Origin of the sequence: Bradyrhizobium liaoningense (assembly GCF_018130955.1) — a bacterium.
Taxonomy (GTDB): domain Bacteria; phylum Pseudomonadota; class Alphaproteobacteria; order Rhizobiales; family Xanthobacteraceae; genus Bradyrhizobium; species Bradyrhizobium liaoningense_C.
Genome location: NZ_JAFCJM010000019.1, coordinates 104,792 through 124,607, shown reverse-complemented (window position 1 = coordinate 124,607; position 19,816 = coordinate 104,792). Strand labels below are relative to the sequence as shown.

General features: G+C 57.5%; 14 protein-coding genes. 3 read left to right on the top strand and 11 right to left on the bottom strand.

The genetic code is table 11. The annotated features are described in order from the left end of the window. Positions 1-747: 747 nt before the first annotated feature. A complete protein-coding gene (locus tag JQ632_RS18275; RefSeq protein ID WP_249152199.1) occupies positions 748-1,020 on the bottom strand; it encodes a hypothetical protein in 273 nt (90 codons plus the stop codon). 220 nt (positions 1,021-1,240) lie between these two features. Beyond that, entirely contained in the window at positions 1,241-2,314 is a 1,074-nt protein-coding gene (locus tag JQ632_RS18270) for an ABC transporter substrate-binding protein (protein ID WP_312015623.1), read from the bottom strand. A gap of 174 nt (positions 2,315-2,488) precedes the next feature. Here JQ632_RS18270 and JQ632_RS18265 point away from each other — a divergent pair, with 174 nt between their 5' ends. The 3 genes from JQ632_RS18265 to JQ632_RS18255 all read left to right on the top strand — a co-directional run bounded on the left by JQ632_RS18265 (position 2,489) and on the right by JQ632_RS18255 (position 6,429). Continuing rightward, positions 2,489-3,988, top strand: a complete 1,500-nt coding sequence (locus JQ632_RS18265) for an undecaprenyl-phosphate glucose phosphotransferase (RefSeq protein WP_249152197.1) — start codon at positions 2,489-2,491, stop codon at positions 3,986-3,988. 30 nt (positions 3,989-4,018) lie between these two features. Beyond that, positions 4,019-4,981 carry an NAD(P)-dependent oxidoreductase gene (locus tag JQ632_RS18260; protein WP_212403949.1) on the top strand — a complete coding sequence of 321 codons (963 nt, stop codon included), beginning with the start codon at positions 4,019-4,021 and terminating at the stop codon, positions 4,979-4,981. Between the two features lie 203 nt (positions 4,982-5,184). Beyond that, on the top strand, positions 5,185-6,429 hold the full coding sequence (locus JQ632_RS18255) for an ATP-grasp domain-containing protein (protein WP_212403948.1): 1,245 nt from the start codon (positions 5,185-5,187) through the stop codon (positions 6,427-6,429). A gap of 162 nt (positions 6,430-6,591) precedes the next feature. Here the strand turns inward: JQ632_RS18255 and JQ632_RS40295 are convergent, their stop codons facing one another. The 9 genes from JQ632_RS40295 to JQ632_RS18210 all read right to left on the bottom strand — a co-directional run bounded on the left by JQ632_RS40295 (position 6,592) and on the right by JQ632_RS18210 (position 19,743). Next, entirely contained in the window at positions 6,592-8,724 is a 2,133-nt protein-coding gene (locus tag JQ632_RS40295; RefSeq protein WP_212403947.1) for an Ig-like domain-containing protein, read from the bottom strand. 253 nt (positions 8,725-8,977) lie between these two features. Next, positions 8,978-10,189 carry a glycosyltransferase family 4 protein gene (locus JQ632_RS18245; protein WP_212403946.1) on the bottom strand — a complete coding sequence of 404 codons (1,212 nt, stop codon included), beginning with the start codon at positions 10,187-10,189 and terminating at the stop codon, positions 8,978-8,980. After that, positions 10,186-11,541, bottom strand: coding sequence for a lipopolysaccharide biosynthesis protein (locus JQ632_RS18240; protein WP_212403945.1), 1,356 nt, complete (start codon positions 11,539-11,541; stop codon positions 10,186-10,188). The genes JQ632_RS18245 and JQ632_RS18240 overlap by 4 nt, the downstream gene beginning before the upstream one ends. Positions 11,542-11,674: 133 nt before the next feature. Beyond that, the gene (locus JQ632_RS18235; RefSeq protein WP_212403944.1) at positions 11,675-13,150 is read right to left on the bottom strand and encodes an O-antigen ligase; all 1,476 of its coding nucleotides are present in this window, start codon (positions 13,148-13,150) and stop codon (positions 11,675-11,677) included. Beyond that, the gene (locus tag JQ632_RS18230) at positions 13,140-14,438 is read right to left on the bottom strand and encodes a cellulase family glycosylhydrolase (RefSeq protein ID WP_212403943.1); all 1,299 of its coding nucleotides are present in this window, start codon (positions 14,436-14,438) and stop codon (positions 13,140-13,142) included. The genes JQ632_RS18235 and JQ632_RS18230 overlap by 11 nt, the downstream gene beginning before the upstream one ends. A gap of 36 nt (positions 14,439-14,474) precedes the next feature. Next, entirely contained in the window at positions 14,475-15,521 is a 1,047-nt protein-coding gene (locus JQ632_RS18225; RefSeq protein WP_212403942.1) for a glycosyltransferase family 2 protein, read from the bottom strand. A gap of 345 nt (positions 15,522-15,866) precedes the next feature. Next, entirely contained in the window at positions 15,867-16,676 is an 810-nt protein-coding gene (locus JQ632_RS18220) for a hypothetical protein (RefSeq protein ID WP_212403941.1), read from the bottom strand. After that, on the bottom strand, positions 16,624-18,885 hold the full coding sequence (locus tag JQ632_RS18215) for an AAA family ATPase (protein ID WP_212403940.1): 2,262 nt from the start codon (positions 18,883-18,885) through the stop codon (positions 16,624-16,626). Before JQ632_RS18215 ends, JQ632_RS18220 begins: the two co-directional genes overlap by 53 nt. Before the next feature lie 252 nt (positions 18,886-19,137). Further along, entirely contained in the window at positions 19,138-19,743 is a 606-nt protein-coding gene (locus JQ632_RS18210; protein WP_212403939.1) for a hypothetical protein, read from the bottom strand. Between the last annotated feature and the right edge of the window lie 73 nt (positions 19,744-19,816).

Sequence of the window (19,816 nt, the reverse complement as noted above, 5' to 3'; positions counted from 1 at the left end):
ATTTGCTGGCAAATTAATCAGCAAAGCATCTCACGTTCGAACATGATCTAGGAAGGCGGCCCTCACCGGGTGCTTACGGTGAGTCTAGCCATCATTCGCCTGCCTCGCGAACCGGTCTCACGCGTGAGGGCCAACGAACCGACACACACACGCGCCCTTGGCAAACGCTTTGAATGCAGAATCGCCTGACCATTCGAAAAGGTTCTCGCCTCTTCAAGCCTCCCAGCTTATGCCATGGAGGCCCCAATTGGAGCCGAAAGCTATGCAACAAGGAATAACTTGCGGCTTGGGCTGCTCCCCACGACTGGCGGCGGTGCCTTTCGTCTCCATTCCCAGAGACAGGCAATGTGAAGGTGCCTCGATCGGTTGCCCCCGCCGCGGCTTACTCTCGCCACTAGACGGAAAGCTGTGCCAACGGCGCCTCGGTTCAACGGTTGCGTACCAATTTCGGATTATGTCGCCGCACGTTGGGGCAACGTGCTGGGATGCACCACAAGCCACTTTCCACATTGGACTCAAAAGCTGATCAGTTCAGACCGAACCTAAGCGCAACCAAGACCCAATGCTGAGCCCAGCTGATCGCAACATCAACCACAATCCAACCATCTGAACTATGGCGAACCAACTAGGTCAGCTCGTGCTCGCGGAGATACTCGCTTAGATCGGGATGGCGTCAAGTCAACACACGCTACCGGCTGTATGTGCAGCTAAGCGCTTGCACGAATCAAGCTGCCTTAAACTGAGCCCTCAGTAAGCGCGACGAAGCACTGGCCCCATCGGCGCGCAGACGCGGTCCAGGTACCAGCCATAGGGCGTCTCAACCCGAACGACCGGGCATCGGCGCCACGGCACATAACGGTAGGGGTAGGGCTGGGCCCAGAAAGTGACCGGCGTCGCCCCGCTCTCGCTGGCAAGAAGTGCCGCCGTCCCGGGCATCTGCATGCCGGCGTTTGCACCACCCACCGCGCAGAAGGAAGCGGCCATCACCAAAACGCCGAGCCGTGCAACCGTCTTGAACATTCGTAAAGCTCCCTTGCCCCAGACCGGGAACCATCCTCGTCGAGCCGCGCAAGTTCCAAGCTTGGTGCGTCCCTGGCAGAAGGAGATTCCGTGAATCGCCCTAGAAACGGCCTAAAACAGCTTGGCCAGACTACCAACTCCGGAGGCACGAACGCAACCGATCCGGAGCCCGGATTTTGGAATTGGGGCGATATGGCACGCAAGTGTGGCTTCCGGGCCCCTAGTTCTCCCCGTTCCACGCCCCTGGTGCGGTAAGATCGGGAGAACGACGGTAAGCGTCGCGAAGGAATTGGTAGTTGACCGTTTGGGCGAGGGGCACCTCCTCTTCGCCCAGATTCGCGAAGATTAGGATATCACGAAGGGTCCGCCACCGGCTTTCGTCGTAATCCGCGATCCGACCGCCAATCGGCAGGACGAGGCTCCGCTGTTGCTCCAGCTCGAATCTCAAGCGCTCGGATTTCAGCTTGCCGGGGTCAAGACCTACGAGAACAGGCACGCTGCGTGCATAGTCCGTATAGACGAACTGCCAGCCTCGGATGAGGCCCTGGAGAACGTCGGCTATAATAGACGGTCGATCACGGATGAGATCGTTGCTGGCGAAATACACCAGCCCTGGGACGTGAATGCCGTATTCCTGCGGCTTGATGACGTTGAGCCGGACGTAGCCAGGGCCAGAAGGATTCGGCTGGTCATTAATGGCCGCAATGATTGCATCCACTTCGCCGGCACGAAGCGCATCGAAGCTGTCGCGATCGGCCAGCTTTGTAATCTGGCTGCGCGGCAACCCGAGCTGGGCCATCATCGCATCGAAGACCACATCCCCCTCGGCACCCTTTTGGTAGCCGACACGCCTGCCGATCAGATCGGCCGGTCGGCGCAGCCCGGAGCTTTCCAGGGTAAATATGCCGATAGAGGTATCCAGGAAGCTTGCCCCGAAAGCGGTCACGGGTACGCCACGCCAAGTCGCCAGCAAAAACTTCTGGCCACTTGTTACGCCGATGGCATGTTCCCGCGCGACCGTCTCGACGAAGGTGGGGTCATTCGGATGGGGATGGAACGTGATCGGGGTCGCGAAAAACCCCTGCTTGGACGCGGCCAACTCGCCGGCAAAGCGCGAGCCGTGTGGTCCATCTAATAGGACGCTCGCTTGGACGGGGACTGCCGCCGCCTGCCGATGCGGCGCCGAATCGGGGCGCAGCACAATGATGGCCGCGCCCAGCATGGCAACCGCGGCAAGGCCCATCGCCATGAAAAGACTGGACTTTCGTCGGACCCGGCGCCGCGCCTGACGCACGGAGAGAACCTCCCAAATGAATCGTGGAACTAATATATCGGCGAAGGTAAAAGATGCGCTAGTATCCACCTGCTGGGGTAAGGTTACCTTTTCCTTTGCCTTGTGTTGATTGCGATTTGGGCTGATAGCTCGGCCCATTGGAATACTGAATTGATATTTGTGGGCTTGGGTACGATGACGATTTTGTCGGCTCGACCGGCGGTAGCTACTGATCCTGCAGCGGAAATTCGCGCCCTGGGGGCGGATTCTGCTACATCTCAAAGTTTAGCGCCTAGATGGATGCGACCTATAGTCGTAGAACGCATCATCATCTATGTCGATATTGCGCTTGTCATCATCAGCGCCATCGGCTGCGCTGTCGGCTACCACCTTGCGACCGCCAGCGCAGTCGGAAAGGTGGTCATCTATGCCGCGGCGAGCACGCTGGTCGCGATTAATTTCGCGTTGCTGATAACGGTCCAGGATGGCTATCGCCTGAAGACCATTACCAACCTGCCACGCACCTTCCGCATGACGCTCGCGACCTGGACAGGCGTCTTCTGCGCTCTGCTGGCGATCGCCTTCACCATGAAGGTCAGCAACGAATTTTCTCGCGCCTGGACGATTTCGTTCTACCTCGTCGGCCTTTCTGTGCTGCTGATCTGGAAGGCGGTCGTCGCGCGCTGGACGTCGCATGCGCTGCGCACCGGTGCCTTTGCCAACAGCCGCGCGATCATGATCGCCGAATTTGGCCTGCCGGCGTCCTCCCACGCGATGATCGATATCGCGCAGCACGGCTACCGGCTGATGCGAATCATGGAGATCCGCTCGAAGGAGCTCGCTTCACCGCTGTTACTCTCGACCATGGCGCCGCGCTTGGACGAGCTGATCGCCTACGCTAGGGAGAACCGGATCGAGCACGTCTTCCTGCTGATGAGCTGGAGCCGGCAGCACGCGATCGACAGCATTCTGGACGCGCTGAAAATCCTGCCCATTCCGGTGCATCTGGTGCCCGATGTGCATGCCGCGCGTTTCCTGCGCTATCCGCTGCAAAGCACCGGCAACACCTGGACGGTGGAGCTGCGGCGCGCTCCGCTGTCCTGGAAGGAGCGCGCGCTCAAGCGCATCTTCGATCTGGCAGGCGCGAGCCTTGCACTGATCGTGTTCGCGCCCGTGATGCTGGCGACCGCAGTCCTGATCAAACTGACCTCGAAGGGCCCCGTGTTCTTCCGCCAGACCCGCAATGGCTTCAACGGGGCCGCTTTCAAAATCTTCAAGTTCCGCACCATGCGCGTGCTCGAGGACGGCCCGACGATCCGGCAGGCCGAGAAAAACGACCCGCGCGTCACTCGCACCGGCAAATGGCTGCGCAAGACTTCAATCGACGAACTGCCGCAGCTGTTTAACGTGCTGAAGGGCGACATGTCGCTGGTCGGCCCCCGCCCGCATGCGGCCGCCCACAACACCGAATATGAGCAGATCATCGGCAACTACGCTTTCCGCCACCATATGAAGCCCGGCATCACCGGCTGGGCCCAAGTTAATGGTTACCGCGGAGAAATAAGCGCGCTCGAGCTGATGCAAAAGAGAGTCGAGCTCGACATCTGGTATATCAATAACTGGGCCGTCAGACTTGATCTTAAGATCCTACTTCTGACGGCAGTTACAAGCTTACGCGATCCAAACGCATACTGAAAAGCAATAGAGGCTGCGGCTGAGGGGCCAATGGAAAAAAGCATTCTAGTCTTTGGTGGCTCCGGTTTCGTCGGAACGCATCTGCTACGTAGGTTACAACAGACCGCCACAGCCAGAATTGTGAGCGTCGATTTACGGACGCCTACCGCACCTGTTTCTGGCGTGGAATACAAGATCGGTGATGTGCGCGACCTCAGCAACTTTGATGCGCAAGACGAGATCGCAACCATCTACAATCTTGCCGCGGTACACCGCACACCTGGGCATCCCGACCACGAGTACTATGAGACCAACGTCGGAGGAGCCATTGAGATCGCGGCACTGGCCAGACGCAAGCATGTGCCGCAAATCGTCTTCACGAGCTCGATTTCCGTTTATGGCCCTGGTGAAGATATCAAGCTGGAAGATACCCCTCCTGCGCCGAGCTCTAGTTACGGCAGATCGAAGTTCCTGGCCGAACAGGTGTTTCGAGGATGGATGACAGAGAACGAGGATCGAAAGTTAGTCATCAGCCGACCAGCGGTCGTTTTCGGGGCAGGAGAAAACGGGAACTTTACCCGGCTAGCAACTTTACTGCAGAAGGGCTTCTTTGTTTATCCGGGCCGACGCGACACGATCAAGGGCTGCTTCTATGTCGAGGATCTGATCAAAGCCATCGAATTTGCCCGATCGTGTCCGGAACGTTTCGTCTTGTTCAACGCGTGTTACCCGGATCGCTATACGATTGAGGACATTGTTACGGCGTTTCGGACGACTTACTTCCCCAATGCGAAAGAGCTTTTGCTTCCTCAATCTGCGGTGAAAGCTACAGCAGCTGTTCTCAGGCCGTTCTCAGCGGTCGGCCTTGGTATTCATCCTGATCGCGTCATGAAGCTCGTCAAGTCTACCAACGTCGTCCCTGGTTGGCTGCTGTCCAAAGATCAAGCGCCACTCGGGCAGCTGCAATCGGCCTTACTGCGTTGGCGGAACGATTCATCCGGATGCTTCACGTAACGCTCATACCTATTACTAGCTGAATTGCGCCTCTGACCCCGACCAAAGACTGCCGCTTGCCTTTGGTAATGAAAAACCGAAATACCATAATATATAAGACACCAGTTCTGTGACGTTGATTGCCTCTCGTTTTGGTATTTTGCCCGCAGAAGAGAATTCCTGAAATCCAACCATCGTTGGATGAAAAACGTGGCGATAGGCCCATGCTCGATATTGACGGCCACCGACTTGATTTCCTGACGATGAATGAAAGTCGTCACAGCTTGAGTCTCGAAGAGCGCGATCTGAAAATGCGGCCGGTTAGGCACGTGTTGCTACTCGCATCGCAGTATGCGCTTGCTTACAGAGGCCTACGATGCTTTCACGCAGCAGGCTTTCGGGTGAGCGTCATGGGGACGAAACGGTCGAAACCGCTGTCAAGGTCCCGTTTCATCGAAGCCTTCGTTCTGGCGAAAAATGAATTTGTAGCAACAACTTCCGAACTGCTTGTTGGCGAAATCAATGACACTGTCGCACGTCTCGGCGTGGATATGGTCGCGGCTGCGGATACGCCCGCTCTTAAGGCACTGATTGCCAACAAGGCCGCCTTGGAGGCCAGGTGTTTTCCTTGTCCCGAAGCATCCCAGCATGGGATCTTGGACAACAAGGGCGCCTTCCGGGCCTTGTGCCAAGCTGAAGGCGTTCGGATCCCCCGCGGGTTCGTCGTCGAAGACGCCGGATCGATCGTCCCGGAAATCGAAAATTGTCAGATGGAATGGCCTGTGATGCTGAAGCCTCTTGCGATGGAGGGAGGCCGCGGCGTGGTTAGGGTCGAGAAAGGCAAGATCGACAGCGCGCTGGAATCCCTGGCCTACGGGACCGTACTGGTTGAGGAATTTGTCCCGGGCACAGATGTCGGAATTAGCGTGTACTGCGAAGCGGGCGAAATCAAAGCGTCGGTTTGTCATCGCCTGGAAGCAGGAATTTACAGGGTCTTGCCGATTCCAGAATTGGAAAACGCGGTAAGCCGAATATTGAAAAAATTGAACTGTAGTGGAATCTACAATTTCGATGCAAGACTTGAGGAAGACGGCAGGACTTTCTTGCTGGAATGCAACCCGAGATTCTACAATAAAATGTGTCTGACTTTACTGGCTGGGCTGAATCTGCCGGAGTTTGCCGTGTCAGCGCAGCATCTGCCGGGGACGCCGGCAAGGACTGTAGCCTACACGCCCGATGCGATTGTCTCTGCCGTGTTGACCTCCGGACGCATTCCACGCGGAGCCGCGGCCGACGCAAAATTCTGGATGAGCGATCCGGTGATGCTTTTGTATGAGATGCTTCGCATACCGGAAGAGCTGCGATCAGACACGTCAGGGTACCCCGTTTTCCTCGTAAGCCGGGCGGCCGCACTTTTGCGCAGGTCGCGCAATTCGACGAATTCCCCGACTAAACTCGGCCAATGGTGAGCGCACATCAGTTCCAAAGCGCGACTCGATAGTTTGGACGCGAGGCCAAGGCGAGCAGTTCGCGACCGAAGCTCGGGAGGCCGAGCCAGCAACTTCCTGACGCCACGATCCTCCGTTCGCCCTGTCTGGCTTGGGGGCGCACGGCCGATCGCCGAACAAGTGTCAGATGAAGCTGAAGTCGGCCGCATGAAGGTTCGACAACGCGACGTTGTTCAAGGTCAGAACGTCCGCCTTGTCGACGGTAATGACCACGTTGGCTCCCACCTGACGGGCGTCGGCTAACAGGTGGGCGAAGTCCGGCACCATCTCGTGGCTGAAGGCGATGTGGTCACCCTGCGTTATGGCGGTGCCTGGAGTGAAGTCGTAGATCACCTCCTTACCGAAGCCCGCATTGAAGACGAAAGTGTCTGAGCCGGCACCGCCGGTCAGTTTGTCCCCGCTACGGCCGATGAGCACGTCGGCGCCCGCTCCGCCATTCAGAGCCTGGCTGACCTGGTTAGAGTAGAGGGTAACGCCAGGAGCGCTCGCTGTATTGCCGGCTGCGTCGGTCGCGGTCTGTGTCAGGCTGTGTACGGCCGACTTCGACAGCTGGCTTGTCAAGCTCCACGAGCCGGCCGAGGAGAACGTCGTCCCTATCAGCTTGCCATTGTCGTACACTGAAACGCTCGAATCGGTTGTGCTGATGCCGCTGATCGTGACTGAGTTCGAACCGGTCTGCACCACGTTAACGACACCCGGGACCGGCGCAACGGTATCGACCGTGAAGTCGAGAGGGGCGCTGGCCGTGCTCGTTTGGCCGGGGCCGGATCCATTCGAGGCGACGGCCGTCACGTGGTGAGAACCGTCCGCCAATGCGCCCAGGACAAAGCTCCAGCCTCCGTTGGCATCCGCAGCGATCGAACCCAAGGCGAGTGAATTGTCATAAACTGTCACCACGACGCCAGCCTCGGCAGTCCCGGTGATCGCGTGTTGCGCCGTGTTGTGCGCCGCGTTGACGTATCCGTTCACGATGCTGGGATCAGTCAGCGCCTGGGGCGCCGCCGGCGGAGTGGGCTGTATCGTGCTAGATTGCTCGATCTCGATGATGATCGGATCGGCCGACAAGCCAACCGTGACGCTGCTAGCGTTCGAAACGGTCTGAATGGCGGTAGTCCCTTTAATGGGGTCGAAAATCTTGATGCTTGAAGCCGCACTGGGCAAACTGATCGTCACTTCCGATGTTGGCGGCGTCACGACGCTGGTGCCGTTGTAAAGTGTGGCATTGCCATTCCAGAGAACGATATCGAAGGCACCGCTCGACTTTTCCAGCAGCATCGACGACGCGGTGCTCGGCAAACCGGTTATGTTGTAGGCAAGAGTTCCGGGTGATGTGAGTGGCGTACCCTTGTCTTGGAGGATATGCGTCAGGTTGCTAATGTCTACCGCGGCCGGCTTCGGGGTCCCGTCGGCGTTGAATAGGCCGAAGTGCTGTTCTTGGGCACTCGACGCGTTAGGCTCGTCCATCAGCTCATACAGGAACGTGATGGCGGCGCCCGCCTTGTATCCATCCAACAGCGCGTTGGTGTCGATGATGCCCTGGGTGTAGGCATCAGCCACGCCTCCGCCCCAGGTCGACGTGTTAAAACCCGAACTGGAGACGCCGGTTTCGGTGATGTAGACAGGTTTGTCGGGGGCGGACGCCCGAGCGGCTGCGACCCAGGCATTGATACCATCCTGCAATTGCTGGCCGATGCCTCCATAGACATGGACGTTCGAAGCGTCCCCAGATGTCCCAAGGGACGGGATCGCCATTGTGCTGCACTCGGAGGCAGCGATCACGCTGACGCCGGCCATCAGCGGGTCGGCTCGCACGGCCGCCAGCAACGCGGCGGTGTCCGCCAGGCCCCAGCTCAGATTTCCCTTGGAGGAAATTCCGTTGAGATAGTAGGTGTTGGTCGTGTATTCATTCGACCCTTCCAGCGCAATGATGCTGCCGGGCACGGCCATTGCGAGAGCATCTGCGCGCAAAACGTCGGCGACCGCATTCACCTGGCTCGCCTGATCCGCGTAAAAGGAATTTGACTCGAGAAGAACAAAACGGACTCCGGTCTCGGCCAGCGCGATATAAGTCGAAAGCGCATTGGCGGGCGGGATGCCGTCACGGACACTCGAAATGCCAAGATAGGATAACTCGCTCAGGACGTGAGTCGGATCGTACGTCGCAAGGTGGGCGGCAACACCAATCGAATTGATAAAGCTCGCCGTGCTCGTTGCGGAATTGATCGCATAACCCGCAGTGGAAGTTGAACTGGACACCTTTGGCGCTCCTCAAACTGGACGCGCGCACTGTAGGTGGCAGAAGCGGATTTCGGTTTAAGGAAACCGAGCGCTCTTTAATCGATGTGCTTAATTTGACGTTTAACAACCATTCGCCCACGACTGCTCGATTTGCCCTGCCCGGGCGCACCGCTCCTTAATGAAATCGAAAGGCAGTAGGAGCTGTCGGTAACCTTGCCCCAGTCTTAATGCAGTGAGCAGCGCAGAGCAGCCAACCGCGGGCTCGAGATGTTTACGGGCGGCCGTCCGCGCTATCGATGGAGCACTGGAGGATTCGTTTTTGGTCTTCTGCATTGCTTCGAGCCGCGGCGACGGCTTCTTGCGAGAAAGAACCATGAGCTCCCAAGAGATCCAAATAGAGTTGCTTTGTCCGCTCAGCCATTGATTTGGCCGTGTAGTGCGTCCTAAACCGTCGATGGGCGTTTTGAGCGAAGCTTCGCAATTCTTCAGTGCTGGTGGCACGTATCGCATTCGCGATATCCAACGGTCGCAAGCTCCTCAGCAGCCGTCCGGTCGCTCCATCCTCGACAAGCTCCGGAAGCCCTCCTACTGACGAGGAGAAGATCGGAAGGCCCGCTCGCATCGCTTCGATCGCGATCATGGGCAACCCCTCCCAGCGAGAAGGCATCAGGAGCAGATCAGCCGTCGCCAGACTCTCTTCGACCTGCGACCGAGTTCTCCAACCGAGGAGCTCGACATTCTCTGGGACTTCTAGAGCGGTCGTGACATCGGTAACGAAGTCACCCACCGCAAAGCCCTGAGCCAAGTTGCCAAGCTCGGACATGACACCGAGAAATACGTCAAATCCCTTCTGTCGATCGAAACGACCTACGAAGAGAATTTTCATTGGCCTCCGAAGGCCCAGCGCTGAGTTCGCTGGCGGTGTCGTCTCATCCGCGATTCCATTTAGAATCACAGTACATTTCGAAACAGCAATGCCGGCCGAAACAGCCGCGTCGCGTTCGGAGGACGATACGCAAACAACACCATCGCATAGGCGTGACAACGCCGCCTCGAGCCACGCATATAACCGGTTTGCCTTTGAATCCCGCAAGAACGCCCAACCATGGGGACAATAAACGACGGTTGGACGGCGCTTCCGCAAGAACGCAACCGGACGCACGAGAAGTCCAGCAAAGGTGGAATGGATATGAACGATATCGGGCTCGAAGCGTTGAATCAACGCGCTCGCGGCAAAGAGGAATCTGATCATAGACCGCATCGATCGTCCAACGTATGGATACGACTTGATCACGAGCTTTGGATGAGCCAGCTTTGATAGACCCGCGTCATTTACGTCGGGACCGAAGACCACGATTTGAGAAATTGCAGGATCCTTGATCTGCTCGGCGATTAATTCCTGCAAATGCGCAAGCACCCCTCCCATCGGCGCCTCGGTGAAGTGCGCGACCCTTAGGTTGAGATTGTCTGTTTTCGACGTCACCTTGATCGCCCTTTCGCCTGTTTCATCCTGAGAAGGTCTCGCGCAATAACAAAAAATGCAGGGAGTATCAGAAAGGCAAACAGGCCGAAGCTATTTCCCCAGAACAACCCAGATCCACCCCACGCCCCTGCCAAAATGACTTTAGCCAAAAAACAGCATACTCCCGATAAGCTCGCCAGTTTCACCTGCACAGGCAGTAGGGACGGTACGCTCATTAGTGACGTGAGCACCGCGTTTACGGCGAAAACCGGAATCCAGATCGCAACGCCGACGATCAGGTCATTTGGAAGCGATATCGCGCCACGCGTCCAAAGACGCGTGACATCGTCTCCAAAGAGGACAATCATCATCGAGACAGAACCCGCTATGAGCAAGGCTAGTGCAAAGGCGGAGATCAGAATTCCGCCTGCGCTACGGGCGTTTTGTTCCGCCGTTGCGGCTCGGAACTGAGGCCAGAATGGAGTGAGGCCAATCGAAAGTAACGTCTGGACCGCAATCGCCATCTTCTGCGCAACCCCAAATCGAGCCGCCTGCTCCGCATCAAGAAGGTGAAGCGCCAAGACAGAATCGAAGGAAAAGCTGATAGCACTGATCGCGTTTACGAGCAGGAACGGAGAGCCTGATTTCAGTACAGCTGCAAGCTTCCCGGCACTTGCCAGCGAATGACTTGGTTTCAGATCAGGGTACCGCCGAAACAATTGAGCGCCATTTAGACAATGCACGAGTAGCGGCACGGCGCAAAACGAGGCTACCACAGCGACGATGCCTGCATTGAACCAGAGACTGACAATGATCGCGCAAAATATACCTAGAGAGGCGAAGGCATCCCAAAGGCTTTGAATCGCGGTTTCACCGAGGCCAAGTCGGATTTTCCAAATCAGGCTCAGCGGCGCCACGATGCAAAGTGTCAGACACGTCACAAAGAACGCGCTCCAGGTTCCAGCTCCTCGAAAATGAATGAAGCCATTCTCCGTCCCACTTGAGAAGAACGTCAGACATACCACCGTCGCACTCGCGAGCGAGAACAATGAAAGGACCACGAACGCATTCGAAACATATGTTCGCGCGCTAGCGGAAACTCCCTTCGAGACCGCGATGTGATTGACCAGATTCGATCCTATTCCCAAATCGATGAAAGCAAAGGCTCCCATCAAGGAACTCGCGGCGAGCCACACTGCGAATTGCTCGGAGCCCAGGTGACTGAGCAAAATCGGCACCAGAGCCAGCGTCGATCCCATCTGAATGAGCCGAGCCGCCAAAGCAGTCGCGGCACCAAACAATGGGCGCGACCGCAAATTGCTCCAGACCTCCACGGGCCGGTTCACGGGAGCTGCAACCGAATGCAAGGCCATAATACGATCACGGTTCCCAGCCCGCTCATCCGCATCGTGTTCCCACCGCGCGTCGGCCACTTTGTCTCGAATCCCCTACGAAGTCGGTTGCTGTGATACGCTGGTGCCACGCCATTCCCCGTCGATATGCCGATCAGCCGCGCGAGGGCGCGAGATAGGTCTGGCTTGGAATTCGTCGCGCGGATGGTTGGAGGACACCACCAGCAATTTGTCTCACTCGCGCGCTGAAAGAGGCGCCGGCGCCCAGGACGATCCAGATCATGGGGGTTCGAAATGTATCCGTGGTAAGCGCGGTTACGAGAACGTCGGCACAGCTCATGATAATCGGGTATGCGACCACCGGCACATGCCGACCCGAACTCGCGTAGTTCAGCCCCGCACGGCGCACCGAAACCATAAGTGCGATCCAGATTGCCAGCCATCCGAAAAGGCCGATCAAGCCAAGCTCGGCAGCGAGCCTGGTGTAAAGCGAGTAAGTGTTAGGCCAGGGCGCGTCAGTAAACGCGAGGGAAGATTTGACCTCCGAACTGATGTAGCCCCAGTCGGGCATATATGAGGCGGCATTGAAGGCAAACTGACCCAGCCCAACTCCCAGTATCGGGTTCGCCGAGAAAATTCTGATAGACGTAACTTGATAGGCCAAACGTGAGAGATCGGAAACAGAAGTCCCGACGATGGTATCGCGAATGATCTCGTCGAAGCTCGCCGCGTAGAAGACGATCTCCGCAATCATTGCAAACAGCAGTACTCCGGCAATCAACGCCGTCGACTTTGGTACACGTCCATCAGGGGGCAGGAACAGAAATCTCAGTAGACCGAAAGCAACTACGTTGGTTGCCAAGAGCAGCCATCCCGTCCGGGCCTGAGCACCAATGATCAAGACTGTAAAAGCCAAGAGCAAAGCAATATGGAGTGCCTTCCTGATGCCCCGGGTCATGAAGACAGCAGCGAAAAGCCATGGCCATGCAAGTCCGGCAAAATTCCCGAACGATGGAGGCTCGAACGAAACGGTTCGAAGGCGCTTATCCCATCCTTCGACAAATCTCAGATTCAAGGCGCCATCCCACGCTTGAACACTATGGTCCGAACCCGCGTGGAGAAACGAATTCAGAGTTTGATAGAATGGAAAACTGACTCCGGCTCGATCGAGAGCCTCGAGCGAGCCGAAGCCGACACACAGTGCCGCGCTAATACAAATGGGCAGTATGAGGCAGGTATACCATCGCCCCGGAACGACTGCACAGGTCAACAATGCGAGTGCCAAGCCGTAGATTACCACGGTCGCGGAAGTGGCCAATTTCACAACCCCATCGCGATCATGAAACCTCGCGGCGCTGATGTCAGTCGCATTCCAGAGGGCCGAAATCGCTATAACGGCTACGATGGCCGCGCCGGTTCGCCAGATAAGGCTCGCGCCTGGCGGCGCGCCAAGATCACCAGCTACGGTAGCGCCAGCAGCGTTGATTCCATACAGCCCCATGGCCAACGCAAAGAAATAGAAAGAACTCTCGTCCCCGAGCTCTCCGAAAGCTTTGAAACCCGCGATCGCGTCGAAGGGAATCGCAATCACGGCCATCGCGAATACCGGGGCAATCAGTCTAACGCGCATGACGAAGTCCGCCGGCTTCGATCTGGTCACCAACGACGATTGCAGGGTAGTTGCTGAGAACGACGGCCTTTCCGGCTATCGTGACGACGGTGTTTCGAGTGGGGTCGTCTGACCTAAGCCAAGCAACGATCCGATTCGCCCCCTCTTCCTCGAACAACAGAACTTGTACCTGAGGGTCCACAGACTCCAATCGGCGAACGAACCTCATGCTCGTCAATCGCCGAACCAATCCGTCATCCGGCTCAACCTTGAAAATACCCTGCGCCGTCTGAAGTCCGAAATGAGACTCTGGATTGGCGGGCTCGTCCCTCGAGTCCTTCCATTCGTACCAGACCGTTGCCCGAACGCCGCTGGCGACGTTCGCAAGATACGCGCGAGCCAAATATGCTCGCTGGGTTGCACGGCCGACCGCCGACGTGGGATATCCCCATTCAGTGCACAGCATGGGCACGTCACGCCATCGATCGGACAGGCGCTCAAGCAGTGCGCGACTGGCCAGGTTCTCAGTTTCCACGCTCTCCGGATCCGGCCGCTGTCCGCGGCTTATGCGATAACTATGCATACTCAAGCCATCAAGACACCCTGCCGCCTCGGTCTTCGCCAGGGCCCCATAGAGTGCGGGCGCCCGGACCGGCAGGCTGGCAGTCGCCGGCGCAAGCACCATTGCCTTGGGAGCAGCCATCTTGATTGCGCTGCAAGTCATTGCGGCGAGTTGCGCATAAGCATCTGGCTTTGGTTTGGGCGGCCAGAATATTGGCAAGTCCGGTTCATTCCAGACCTCCCACGTAACTGACTCGTCAGCGTACCGCTTCGCGGCTGCGGCAGCGAAGCGGCTGAAGGCCGCGATGGCAGCCTCACTCTCTGGTGGTGCCGCAACTTTCCTTTCTCGCACGCCCGGATCTGCCGGCAATTCCAGCCAGCGGCTATAAAGATGGTTTCCGGTAGCTAGAATCACGACGGAGGAAAGACCCGAATGTCTGACCTTCTCAAAAAACGCGTCCGTCGCTGCCCAGTCGAATTCTCCTGGATTTTTCTCGATCGCTTCCCACGACATACCCCATCGTACAAAGCTGAAGCCAAAATTCCGGATATGTTCCAGGTCAGCAGCGTCAATCTGCCATACCTGCACGTGAACACCCAAGCCGGAGGGGAGGCCTTCGGCCATCGCACCCCGATTCGGTGCCGCCAACTCAACGAGCAGCAGAAGAAGCTGTGCCAGCAGCCGTCTGCCTCTACGCAACGGCTTCCTGCGTGGGGTGAATCGGCTTTTGTAAGGAGTTTCGACCATCGTCTGACGCTCGGCTAGCGACGAATGCTGACAACTTCAAACGATCGACATCCAACCACTGTCTGTGCGCATCAAGCCGCGGTCAACCAACTCGCGACTCGAGCTGTAACGGACGCTTTCGGCGTCTATGAGCGACAGGTTTGGATTTGCTGCCAGGAGTTCACCGTAGCGGCGGTACTCAATTGAGCCGCCGTAGTGTTCTCCGTGCGCAAGGGAGTCCTCTATGCGCTTACCGAAATCTTGGAAGTACTTGAAGTGTAACAGAGCGCCCGTGACCGGCGACAGTCTAACCGCGTTAAGCCTGTGACTGTTTACATATCCGTTTCCCTTCCGCCATTTGACGAGCGGCACCTTATATGCCTGCGTTGCCACGACCGGAGCTATCTGCTTGTGCAAAAATCCGGCCTTGTGAGCGACGGATAAGGCCCGCCTGGCCAATTTTGGCTTGAGACGCGGCCATAGTGCCCGTGTATTCTGATCTCCGAAACAAAGGCGCAGACGCGGCCCACCGATGTGCTCAAAGGGTGGGAAGGCAGACGGGAAACCGTATCGGCGCACCACAACATAGCTGCTGTCGTGGTAAGAGCATGTCGCTCTAAAGTCTTCTCCTTGCCGATAGTTGACCTCGCGAATTGGAAGCGAGCTGTACATGTCGAGGAGCAGAGCGTACACGGCCTCATGACCGGACTGATCCAGCCAATTGCAGAATTGCTGCAGCTCCGTATTTTCGCAACCGGGATAGACAAACAGCTCGTCGGTGTCCGCCAGAATAATCCAATGCGATACGCCATAAGTATCCAGAAGGGAGTTCAGCCAATAGACACCGGCGCGGCTCTTCCCGTATGATCCTTCCGTGTAAAACACGTGACAATCTGGTTGATCGAGGACGAACTGCCCTGAGCCATCCTTGGAGCCATTATCGATTATAAAGAAACGGGATACGCCGAGTTGGCGATAATAGTTGAGAAAGTAGGGTAGGCGTAACATTTCATCGCGCAGCACCGCGAAGACACGGATTTCACTCTTATTGTCGGGTATGTTTCTTCGGTCTTGCCGAACGAGTTCAGGATGGAGCGTATTCATATGATCTCGTGAAAATCGTTAGCTGTGGGGCTGAGGAACCGCTAGGCAAATCATCTGCTGTTCCAGTTGTGATCGTACAAGCGCCACCCGATCGTTGAGCGCGCGCACAGTGTGAAGGCGAGAATGCCGGGGCCCGTCAGGGAGTATATTCGACATCAATAGAGCTTTCAGCTACTCGCTCCGCGTTGCCTATCCCGCCCCGCCGGTGGTTGTCCATACGTCGATCAAGGTGCATCCATTTAATTATTAATGCTGGCGCACTGGAGATGCTACTCGGCGAGTGCACGACCACACGAACGGATTGAAGCTCGGCTCCGAGTTTCGTGTCCGACCGCTTGCCCCTTCTCACCGCCAAAATCTCTCGTCCAGCTCAACCCCAGGTATACGCACCTTCGCCCCGTCGCGCGCCAATCTCTTGGCAAAGATTTCGCGCGATACGATATCCACTTGCTTCAGGTTCTCTAACAAGCGCTCGCGCTCAACCCAGCCTACACCAGTCAAATTGATCGCGGCTTCCTCGACGAAGCCGCTATTGATGAGAGCCGCAAATTCAGAGACCACTTCTTGTTGAACAGATTTGCTTAGCATCGAGAAGATCGCAAGCGACAACTGATTGCGTCGAAGCCCGACCCAGCCCTCGTTCGGTCCAGACGCATAGGACCGATCTAGATAGCGTATATTCTCTGGGTCGAATCCGTTGCGCCTCGTCACTACCGAATAGAGCATCAGCCAAAGATACGAGTCGGTTGGTTTTACCTCGAGGGCCGACCGCAACGCGCCCTCGGCCGCTTGCATTTCGCGATCAGCCTCATCCGGGCTCTTTCGCTGCATCGCATTCTCGGCAGCTTGCAGCGTTACCAGCGCCAGTGCGTATCGTAACTCAGGTTGCAGGATAGCCGGTTGCTGCTGGGCTTTCATGCGGACCAGCATGTCTGCCAAAATACCAGGCCTGAACCGGCCATCGGCCATGATGTGTAGTGACACTTTACGGACGGGTGCCATCAACCAGAAGGATGGCAGGACAACCAACGCCCAAAGCGTACCGAAGAGCGCCACGAACAGCAGTATCGCGCGCACGAACGCCTTCCGCACCGGGCGACCGTTATTCCACGTACCCATACTTTGCGTAGTATTTCTGGTAATAATGGCGGCCATGATAGGCTTCATAGCGCGAAAGCAGCCTCGTCTCGGCCTTGTTCAGCACGGCTCCAAGCAGCTTGCTGTGGATCTCCGGCGCTCCGCGCAGATTGTGTCGTGCCACATCAGTCTTTGTCTTGCCCCACTCGACCACAAACAGAAACGAATCGACGAAGGACGAGGTGACACGCACGTCCACCACTGGCGCCATCGGCGGCATGTCTAGCACCACGTAGTCGAATTTCGAGCGCAACAACGCGACAAGATTGTGCATCGCTTTAGATGCGAGGATCTCGTTGGTGTGCAGGAGCTTCGAGGTCGCCGCTATCGGCAATACGGAGAGCTTGGTCTCAGGGTCGACGACTAACGTGTCTTCCAGCCCTGCCCTGAGCGCGATCACATCGACCAAGCCGACCTGCGCGTCCGGCACCAGCGCGCGCGACAACGACGGGTTGCGCAGGTCAGTATCGACCAAGATTACCCGGGCACCACCATGGGCCATAAGCTGGGCGAGATTGACGGAAAGCGTGCTCTTTCCTTCATTGGGAAGGGTCGAGGTGACCGCCAGCACACGGTTCTCCCGCACGACGGAGTTGAGATCCATCGCCACCTTAAGAGTGCGTATAGCCTCGGAATAGCGGGACAGCGGATTTTCGACCACGTAGCGCAGGAGGTCCGGATTGGAGTTGCCCGGGTTGTTGGCAAACCTGTCCGCAAGCGAGCCGGGAAGAAGCGATCGCGACCGTGCGGCGGGGCCACCCACAGCGGGGAGGATCGCGAGGCAATTCGTACCGAGGATTTCCTCCACCTGCTCGGTAGTCCGGAACACGTTGTCCGTGAGCTCGCGAGCCATCGCCACGCCGAAGCTCAGCAGCAGTCCTCCCAATAGCCCCGCCGCCAGAACGACCAGCGACTTCGGGTAGCTCTTTTTCAGCGGCATCGTCGCTGCGCTGATAATGCGCGCCTCAGTGATCGGGAAGGACTGCTGCTGCACCGATTCCATGTAGCGCTGCAGAAAATTGTCGTACATCGCTTGGTATGACTGGGCGGTACTCTCGAGCTCGCGCAACTGGATCTGCGCCTGATTGGTGAGCTGTGCTTCCGAGACGGCCGCGTTCAGGCTGGTTTTGATGCTCTCCTCGCGGGTGAGTGCGATATCATAGTCGCTCTTGTAGGATTCCTGGATGCGCTTGAGCTCGTCCGTAATGTTCTTTCTGATCTCGTCCATTTGCCGGCGAAGGTTAACAGCGGCGAGATGATCGTGCCCATATTTCGTCGACCAAATGGACTCCTTCGACGCCATATCGACATATTGGGCGCGCAACTTGACGATGGTCTCGTTCTTCAGCGCGTCGGCAACAGAGGCATCCGGTATCTCCTGCCTGAGGATGCTATTCATGCGATCGAGCCGCGCCTTGGCTTCGGCGGTCGCTGCATGCGCCAGCACCAGCTGGCTGTTCACTTCAGCAAGCTGCTGTTCATTCATCAGCCGCCCGCCAGTATTGACGATGTTGTTCGCGCTCTTGAAATCAACCACCGCCCTCTGCGCTGTCGAGGCTTGGGTGCGCAGCTCCTTGATGCGGTCCTGCAGCCAGACGCTGGCGCGGCGGGTCGCCTGGTACTTCGCCTCAAGCTGGTCGACGATATAGGCGTCCGCGATGGCATTGGCGATCTTCGCCGCTTTCGCCGGATCGCGCGAGGTGAAGCCGATCTCCATCACATAGGTCGTGCCAAGGCGCTTGATAACGCGATTGCTGGCGAACTGCTCGAGCGCCTTTCGCGTCAATTCGAATTCGGAAAGTGGGCTGCTTGAGGAAAACAGCCCGGCAATAGCACCAAGCAGGGCGGCACCGGTGCCGGTGAACTCGGGGTCATCGATCAGGTGAAGGTCGCGGATGACGGTAAGGCTGATGTTTTCAGATTTAAGGATTTCAACCTGTGTTTCCACGGTGGAGGAATCGATCGCGACGTCCCCGAGCACCGACTGTTGCTGGAACAACTGCACCTTGCGCGTGTCGATCACCATCGACGCTGTCGAGGTGTATTGTGGGGCGGCGGTAAAGAGATATAGCAGCGCAACGATCAGGCAGGCCGCCAGGATGGCGATCATCGTCGGGAACTGTCGGCGAATAATGGCAAGGTAGGAGGCCGGCGACTGCGACTGAGAGCTTTGCATCTCAACGAATTCGCTGTTGATCTCCGAGGCCGGCTTGTTCACCTGCAACATCTATCGATTCCTGAAAATCAGTCCGCGAATGCTTTCAAGGATTGTAAATTTGCAACAGAGCCCTAGCGCTCCACGCGCGCCCTTGCCAGCGCCCAAATAGCGATAGCACAGCACTCGCTGGAATTGAACGCCGGCGCGGGGCGCAAGCGCAGCACCCACGCACCATTTTGCGTGAACCTTAACGGCACGAAAGCAGAGCGGCGCCCAATGGCGCCGCTCTCGGGACCGAGTGAGGCAACTCAGATGCTTGCCTCAGCGAGGACTCACGCTATTCGTGGCGCTTGCAACCGAACCGCTAGGCGTGCTGGTAGCGGAGTTTGGCCTCGCGGAGTTGCCGAAAGTCGTCGCTCCGCTAGCGTTGCCGCCAGTGGCAAATCCGCCGGTCCCCGTGGGACCACCTGCCCCGGTGCCACCACCGCCGGCTGCGGCGATAGCCACATCGCCCGTTGCGGCCTGATAAGCGGCTATCACGTCAGCGTTGCCGCTCGCAGCAATAGCGGTCTGGATCTCGTTTCCGTAGGCTTGGTCCTGCTGCGCGGCCATGCGCGCCACCAGAGCAAGCCCGGCAACAATCGCCCGCATCTGGTCCTTGGTGGTTCCGGAGTTTTTGAGCAGCCCAATCAACCCATCCAGTGTCGTTGGATCGGAAGCTCCGAGATCCCGCACGCGCGAGATCATCTGCGCGCCCCCGTCTGGAAATTGCTGCAGCAAGCTCGCGGGCGATGACTTGAAGTCAGATATCACCTGGGAGGAAAGCTGGCGGTTCGGCGGGTAAATGGCCGCACTGGCGGCCGAGACAATCGTTAGGGCAACCGCCGCCGCGGAAGCCATCCGCAGCGCAAATCGCATGACGCTCATACATACCTCCTGAAATCAATTGGCCCGATCCGCGGGCAATTAATGTGCGATGCGGAACAGTAACGAAACAACC